The sequence below is a fragment of the Massilia sp. DJPM01 genome (assembly GCF_030348125.1).
Taxonomy (GTDB): domain Bacteria; phylum Pseudomonadota; class Gammaproteobacteria; order Burkholderiales; family Burkholderiaceae_D; genus Telluria_A; species Telluria_A frigida.
In genome coordinates this window covers 1-5,714 of record NZ_JAQOZV010000114.1, presented here as the reverse complement: position 1 = coordinate 5,714, position 5,714 = coordinate 1, and the positions used below count along the sequence as shown (strand labels likewise).

General features: G+C 54.4%; 7 protein-coding genes. 4 read left to right on the top strand and 3 right to left on the bottom strand.

Annotated elements, in window-relative coordinates:
- Together PO883_RS33535 and PO883_RS33530 are read left to right on the top strand one after the other, a co-directional pair.
- Nucleotides 1-386, top strand: a 386-nt coding sequence (locus tag PO883_RS33535) for a hypothetical protein (protein WP_289313651.1), incomplete at its 5' end; no start/stop codon positions are given.
- A 74-nt stretch (nt 387-460) separates the two neighbouring features.
- Nucleotides 461-1,477 (top strand): hypothetical protein, encoded by a 1,017-nt coding sequence (locus PO883_RS33530; RefSeq protein ID WP_289313650.1) that lies wholly within the window; start codon nt 461-463, stop codon nt 1,475-1,477.
- Nucleotides 1,478-1,600: 123 nt separating this feature from the next.
- Here the strand turns inward: PO883_RS33530 and PO883_RS33525 are convergent, their stop codons facing one another.
- Nucleotides 1,601-2,203 carry a recombinase family protein gene (locus PO883_RS33525; protein WP_289313649.1) on the bottom strand — a complete coding sequence of 201 codons (603 nt, stop codon included), beginning with the start codon at nt 2,201-2,203 and terminating at the stop codon, nt 1,601-1,603.
- A gap of 217 nt (nt 2,204-2,420) precedes the next feature.
- On the opposite strand from PO883_RS33525, the gene PO883_RS33520 reads away from it, so the two are divergent.
- Nucleotides 2,421-3,524 carry an XRE family transcriptional regulator gene (locus tag PO883_RS33520; RefSeq protein ID WP_289313648.1) on the top strand — a complete coding sequence of 368 codons (1,104 nt, stop codon included), beginning with the start codon at nt 2,421-2,423 and terminating at the stop codon, nt 3,522-3,524.
- On the top strand, nt 3,521-4,018 hold the full coding sequence (locus PO883_RS33515; protein WP_289313647.1) for a DUF4411 family protein: 498 nt from the start codon (nt 3,521-3,523) through the stop codon (nt 4,016-4,018). The genes PO883_RS33520 and PO883_RS33515 overlap by 4 nt, the downstream gene beginning before the upstream one ends.
- Nucleotides 4,019-4,457: 439 nt before the next feature.
- Here PO883_RS33515 and PO883_RS33510 read toward each other — a convergent pair whose 3' ends face one another.
- A complete protein-coding gene (locus PO883_RS33510; protein ID WP_289313646.1) occupies nt 4,458-5,321 on the bottom strand; it encodes a DnaB-like helicase C-terminal domain-containing protein in 864 nt (287 codons plus the stop codon).
- Nucleotides 5,216-5,713 carry a DnaB-like helicase N-terminal domain-containing protein gene (locus tag PO883_RS35315; protein ID WP_373890133.1) on the bottom strand — a complete coding sequence of 166 codons (498 nt, stop codon included), beginning with the start codon at nt 5,711-5,713 and terminating at the stop codon, nt 5,216-5,218. Before PO883_RS35315 ends, PO883_RS33510 begins: the two co-directional genes overlap by 106 nt.
- Nucleotide 5,714: the final 1 nt, after the last annotated feature.

Here is a 5,714-nt window from a genome sequence, read left to right as displayed (position 1 = left end):
GGCTAAATCCCAGCTGGCGAATTCGCTTTCATCTAGACTTCGAATGTGCTAACCAGACCAATGGTTCGGCGCAGGCTTTGGTGTCGTCGCATTCACCATTCCTGGTCTCGTCACTGCCGCGCCAAGCAGTGTTCCACTTCGACAAGTCCGACGGGGTCACATCGATGAGTACGCCCGTTAGCGAGACCTTCGGCGCGTCGTTCGATGTGCTGATCAAAAGGCACTTTCATCTGAAAGCTGCGATTTCTGAGACTGCAATACAGGAGATACGCGCGACTTTGGCAGATCAAGGAATGAGCAATGAGGACAAGCTTGCATGGCTCGAAACATCGTTGGGTGACTCGATCGAGCGCTCATACCTACTTAATAAACTGAGGGCCGAGTAATGCTTTTTCCAATCAGGCCCGGATTGGCACAATCCAGGGTTTTTGATGGGCTCAACCGATACTTACGGGAAGTCATGCTGGCCACGCTGGAAGGTCGAGTGGTGGATCAGAGCGCTATGCCAAACGGCTTGTATGTTGCGGTGTCCAACAACCAACCGACACAAGTTGCCGTCGGCGCCCTGCAGGTGGCCCTGGTCGCACTGGATCAGGGAGCGAAAAATGCACTAATACAAGTCCTTCTCGTAGACACCGAGCCATGGGTCTTTCTGACTGATAGGGATGTGCCCCTGCCCGCCATCGACCCTACGGCTTTTGTTCCCCTGAAGGCGCTTGCTAGTCACCTGTACAAGAGCACAGGCGTGCTCGCTGATGTCAAGGCGGCGTGCGGGGAGAGCATTGATGACCATTACGCACGCTTTCGCGTAAGAGTTGCGCCGGGCAATGGCAACGTATGCTGCGTTTGCGGTACCGAGACGCTGGCTCAAATGCAGGCTGGAGTTGACAGTAATGAACAATGGCGCGGGCCGTACGACCATCTACTGGCGAAGGACAAATACCCACTTTATGGGGTCCATGCAAAGAATTTGGTGCCGATATGCCAGACTTGCAATTCAAAAGCAAAACTGGCCAAGGACCTGCTGCTCAAAGACGGGAACAGGCGGCTCAGCTTCTCGCCGTGGACTGAGTACGCCACGACAGTGGAGGTGCGGGTTTCGATCGACGACACGGATGCATTTTTCCCGCGAGTGGTCGTCAACCTTGCGAGTGATGACCCGGATAGACATGAAAAGTTAGGAACGTGGGATGACGTATATAAGATCAAGGCCCGCATAGAAGGCGAGTTCTCGGATCTACGCGAGAAGATGAGTGAAGACATCTCTGCTTCTAACGAGGTGAATTTCTTGACCAGCCTTGAAGAACGAACTGTCACCAACGCGGCCGCAGGTCGAAGCACAGCCTTCTGCTATTGGCGCTCGCGTGTCTATTGCGCAGTGCGGAATATGCCCGCAACTAGCCGAGAGGTCCTTCGAGTGACGATTCTGGAATCGATGCCCGATACAGCTGAGTTGGACAGGCTGTTTTTTGGCTAGCAATGAGTGCGGGAGCCGACGCGCGGTTCCAATATTTACTCGCAGTTTGCCTCGCGCGCATTGAAGGTTTACCGTCAAATAGAGTCTGAGCTATTACAAATTAGCCAGCGTTCGGAGACTCTTTCATTTTTTCTTGTCTGCCTTTAATATCCGGTAGATACTCGCCACTCCGATGCCAAGCTCCTCCGCCACCTGTTGCTTAGATTTGGTGCCGAGCGCGAGCAACGCTCGGACAGAATCTGCCTTCTTCATGGCCGTTGGTGCCCGACCCTTGTACGTGCGCTGATCCAAGGGCAAATTTTTGTCGAGACGTTTTTTGCCCTCGATTCCGATTCGTTGGCGCTCCAGCATTGTGTCCCTTTCGAATTGCGCAACCGAGCTAAAAATATTCAACATAAGCGCCCCTGCCGGAGTAGTCGTGTCGATATTCATATCAAGGATGCGAATTGATGCGCCGGCTTCAGCAATGGCTTTCGTGATACTTACCATATCGGAAATCGAGCGCGCGGCCCGATCAATTTTGGTTATGCAAACGACGTCACCACCCTTGAGTTTGCCCAGAAGCTCCGCCCACTTTATCCGGCCTTCGATGTCTGTCGCGCTGACTTGCTCGGCCACAATGACATCGCAGCCTGCGGCTTCCAATCGCTGTACCTGATCGACAAGCCCCTCGCGTTGCTCCAGCGTGCTTGTTCTCGCATATCCGTAGGTCAATTTTTCGCTCATAATTATCGTTAGACTCTTTGATGCAGTGATAATATATCAATAGGGTAACGAATTCAACCACTATTGATAGGAATACGGCGGTCTCTTCGTTTATGATTTGGGGCCTGGCCTATTGGTAGAAGTGTGCCGTGCCTTGTGTGGAAAAACGACTGACAGAAACCGCCGACTGCATTAACCTATTAGCAAGATGACTCACGCCCTAGTAAATCCGTCCTTGATGTCCTGGTCTCGCCTTAGGGCTGGGCTGACTGAGTTCGAGCTCGCGAAGAGCTTGCCGGTCAAGGCAGAGAAGATTCTTGAGTGGGAAGCTGGCGAAAGTCAACCAACCTTCAGACAGGCGCAGCAATGGGCGGCGTTGGCCCATGTTCCATTTGGTTTCCTTTTTCTGAAGGCCCCTCCGCAGGATTCGCTGGCCCTGCCCGACTTACGGACGGTGGGCGGGGTTGCTCTGGCAAAGCCGAGTATCGACCTGTTGGATACCGTGCGCGATGCTATGCGCAAGCAGGCTTGGTATCTTGACTACCTTAAGGAACAGGAACAAGCACCACTACCGTTCGTTGGAAAATTTTCGACTGCCTCGTCCGTTGCCGATGTGGTCGCCGATATTCGCAGAACGCTCAACGTTGAAGCCTTACCTATTCAGAAGGGAAGCGATGAGTACATGCGACAACTGATCGCTGCTGCCGATTCCGCTGGCATCCTCGTCATGCGCAGCGGTATGGTCGGTTCGAATACGCATCGCAAGCTTGATGTGGGTGAGTTTCGGGGCTTCGCCGTGAGTGACCCGCTGGCTCCGGTGATTTTCATCAATATCGCCGACGCCCCAACAGCCCGCGTCTTTACTCTCATTCATGAGTTGGCTCACCTCTGGATAGGGAGCAGCGGCGTGTCGAGTGTTGCGCCGTCGAGCACGCGGAAGGACGAGGTATTTTGCAATGCGGTCGCCGGCGATTTCCTTGTCCCAGAGGGACAGTTTCGAAAAGTGTGGCGGGCAGTAGAAAATTGGGTTGACCTGCTTCCTGAGCTGGCTGCGACGTTCCATGTAAGTCGCCTTGTTATCGCACGTAGGGCATGTGATCTGGGTCTCATCTCAACAGCAGCCTATAACGAATATTATCGAAATGAACTGGCGACTTTCCGAGCGAAAAAGGGCAGCGGTGGAAGTTTCTACCGCAGCGCTGGAGCACGCAACAGCAAGCGCTTCAGTCATGCCGTTCTTGCCGAAACACTGAGTGGTCGGTTGCTGCTGAGAGATGCGGGGAAATTGTTGGGTGTCCAACCTTCGAAGATTCGCACTTATGCTGAGAAGGTAGATGAATGAAATATCTATTTGATTCGAATACTTTGATTGAAGCGAAGAACCGCTACTACAGCATGGCAGTCTGTCCGGCCTACTGGCAATGGCTACTTCGAAAAAATCTGACCAATGACGTCGCGAGCATTTCGCTGGTCGGAAAGGAGCTGCGTGACGGGACCGATGAACTCGCTGACTGGGCCACAGACAATCAAGAATTGTTCATCACCGTGGATGATGAAGAGACACAGATCAACTTTGGTGAGGTAGCAAATCTAGTCGCAGGACTAGCCGCAAAAATGAAGGCCGGTGCTGTCGAAGAATTCCTGTCTGGGGCCGACCCTTGGCTTATCGCCAAGGCCATGACAACCGGCGCGACGGTGGTCACCCACGAGTCATATCACCCGGATGCCAAGAAAAAATTCCTGATTCCCAACATCTGCAAGCACTTCGGTGTGGACTGGATTAACACCTTTGAAATGTTAGATGCCCTTGAGGCTCGGTTTGTTCTTCCTGCATAGCCATGTAACGAAAATGAGAGGGCTTCTAGCTGAATCGCGAAAAATGCCATTCCCGAACTGTACCTATGCTCAGGACCGCCACTCACACATTGAACCCCGGGCCGGTGCATTGGCAATGGCGGCAGAGGTCTACCGAGAAACGTCGGTTGACGCTTTTCTGTAACGGCGCATTGCGACTTAACACGGGCTGCACGCGACGCGAGTCCGGAAACTTTCCGGGTGCTGACGCAACCAGAACTGACTGGGCGCAACCGGACTGGGTAGCGACTAGCAACTCGCAGATTTCGACTGTTCTCATAGCGGGCCGTTGGTTTTCAGCCTGCTTGCTTTCTACTTTCGCCTCGCGTACGCGCGCGTGCGCCTGTGTGGGTAAGAAAATTCCCCGGTAACTTTCGGAGTGCCATTTCCATTCCATGCCTTGCTCAATGCGCCGCCAAAATTAAGAGAACCCTCTTGATCTCGACGTATCCCGCTGCGCTGTAGGTTTCCACGGGTGTTGCAGGTTCCGGAACATGGTCTGCGTGCCGAAATAGTTAAGCGCAACCATGCCCGGCGCACCTTGGCGCTGCTTGCCTGTGATGACCTCGCAGATTTCCTTGTCACGGGTTGCCGGGTTATAGACTTCGTCACGGTACAGAAAAATGACGTTCGCCGCATCCTGCTCAATAGAACCCGACATCGCAAGGTCGGCCATGATCGGGCGGCGGTCTTGGCGCTTTTCGCAATCACGGTTGAGCTGAGCGAGCAGGACGACGGCGCAATCGAGTTCCTTGGACAAGGCGACCAGGCCCCTTGTGTGCTCGCCAATTTCGTATGCCTTATTCTCGCTCGATCCCCCAGTGATGAAGCTCAGCTGATCGATCACCAGCAGGTCCAGGCCATGCTTGCGCTTGATGCTCCGGGCTTTGGCGCGAATTTGAACGAGGGACAGCGCCGTCTTATCGTCAATGAACAGTGCCAGTTCCTCCATTTTCTTGATCGCCACCGTGACGCGATCCCAGAATGACCTGTCTGTTTGGGTCGGATTACGAAGCTGGGCAATGGGAATGCCGCCAAGGGCCGCGATGTTGCGGTCAACAACTTGCGTCTTGCTCATCTCCATTGACAGGAACAATGCCGGGCCGGTTGCTGCCACGTTGCGGGCCAGCGCCAGCCCCATCGCTGTTTTCCCCATGGCCGGACGCGCTGCGACGATGGTCAGCGTCCCGCGCTCCAAGCCGCCGTCAAGCTGCCGATCCAGGTCGGTGAAGCCTGTCGAGACGGGCTTGATCTTCCCTTCCATACGGGCCGTGAGTATGTCCATGTGCTCGGACAGCAAAGCGAACGCATGAACGGGCACCGAGTGTCCTTCTGTTGACCGATGGAGTCGAGTTCTTGCGCAATCCTGCCAAAAACGTTTAAGGCGGGCTCTGCTGCGTTTTCCGCTTGCGCGGCCACATCGACGCCAAACGACACCAACGAACGCAGCAACGCGCGATCTGACACGATTGCAGCGTGTTCGGAGATGGTTGCAGCGCTCCCGGCCGACACATGAAGATCAAAAAGGTACGGCAATGCATCGACGACCCGATCTCCGAGCGACGCGGCCACGGTCACGGCATCGACCTGCTTGCCAGCGACGATCTGCGAAACGATCTCCTCGAAGATCATGCGATGTTCGGCACCGTAGAAGTGCCCGGATTCAAGCGACGAAATG

Excerpts from the sequence above, each read along its gene's own strand:
- PO883_RS33530 (WP_289313650.1), top strand. The coding sequence starts at position 461 with ATGCTGGCCACGCTGGAAGGTCGAGTGGTGGATCAGAGCGCTATGCCA.
- PO883_RS33525 (WP_289313649.1), bottom strand. The coding sequence starts at position 2,203 with ATGAGCGAAAAATTGACCTACGGATATGCGAGAACAAGCACGCTGGAG.
- PO883_RS33520 (WP_289313648.1), top strand. The coding sequence starts at position 2,421 with ATGTCCTGGTCTCGCCTTAGGGCTGGGCTGACTGAGTTCGAGCTCGCG.
- PO883_RS33515 (WP_289313647.1), top strand. The coding sequence starts at position 3,521 with ATGAAATATCTATTTGATTCGAATACTTTGATTGAAGCGAAGAACCGC.
- PO883_RS33510 (WP_289313646.1), bottom strand. The coding sequence starts at position 5,321 with ATGGACATACTCACGGCCCGTATGGAAGGGAAGATCAAGCCCGTCTCG.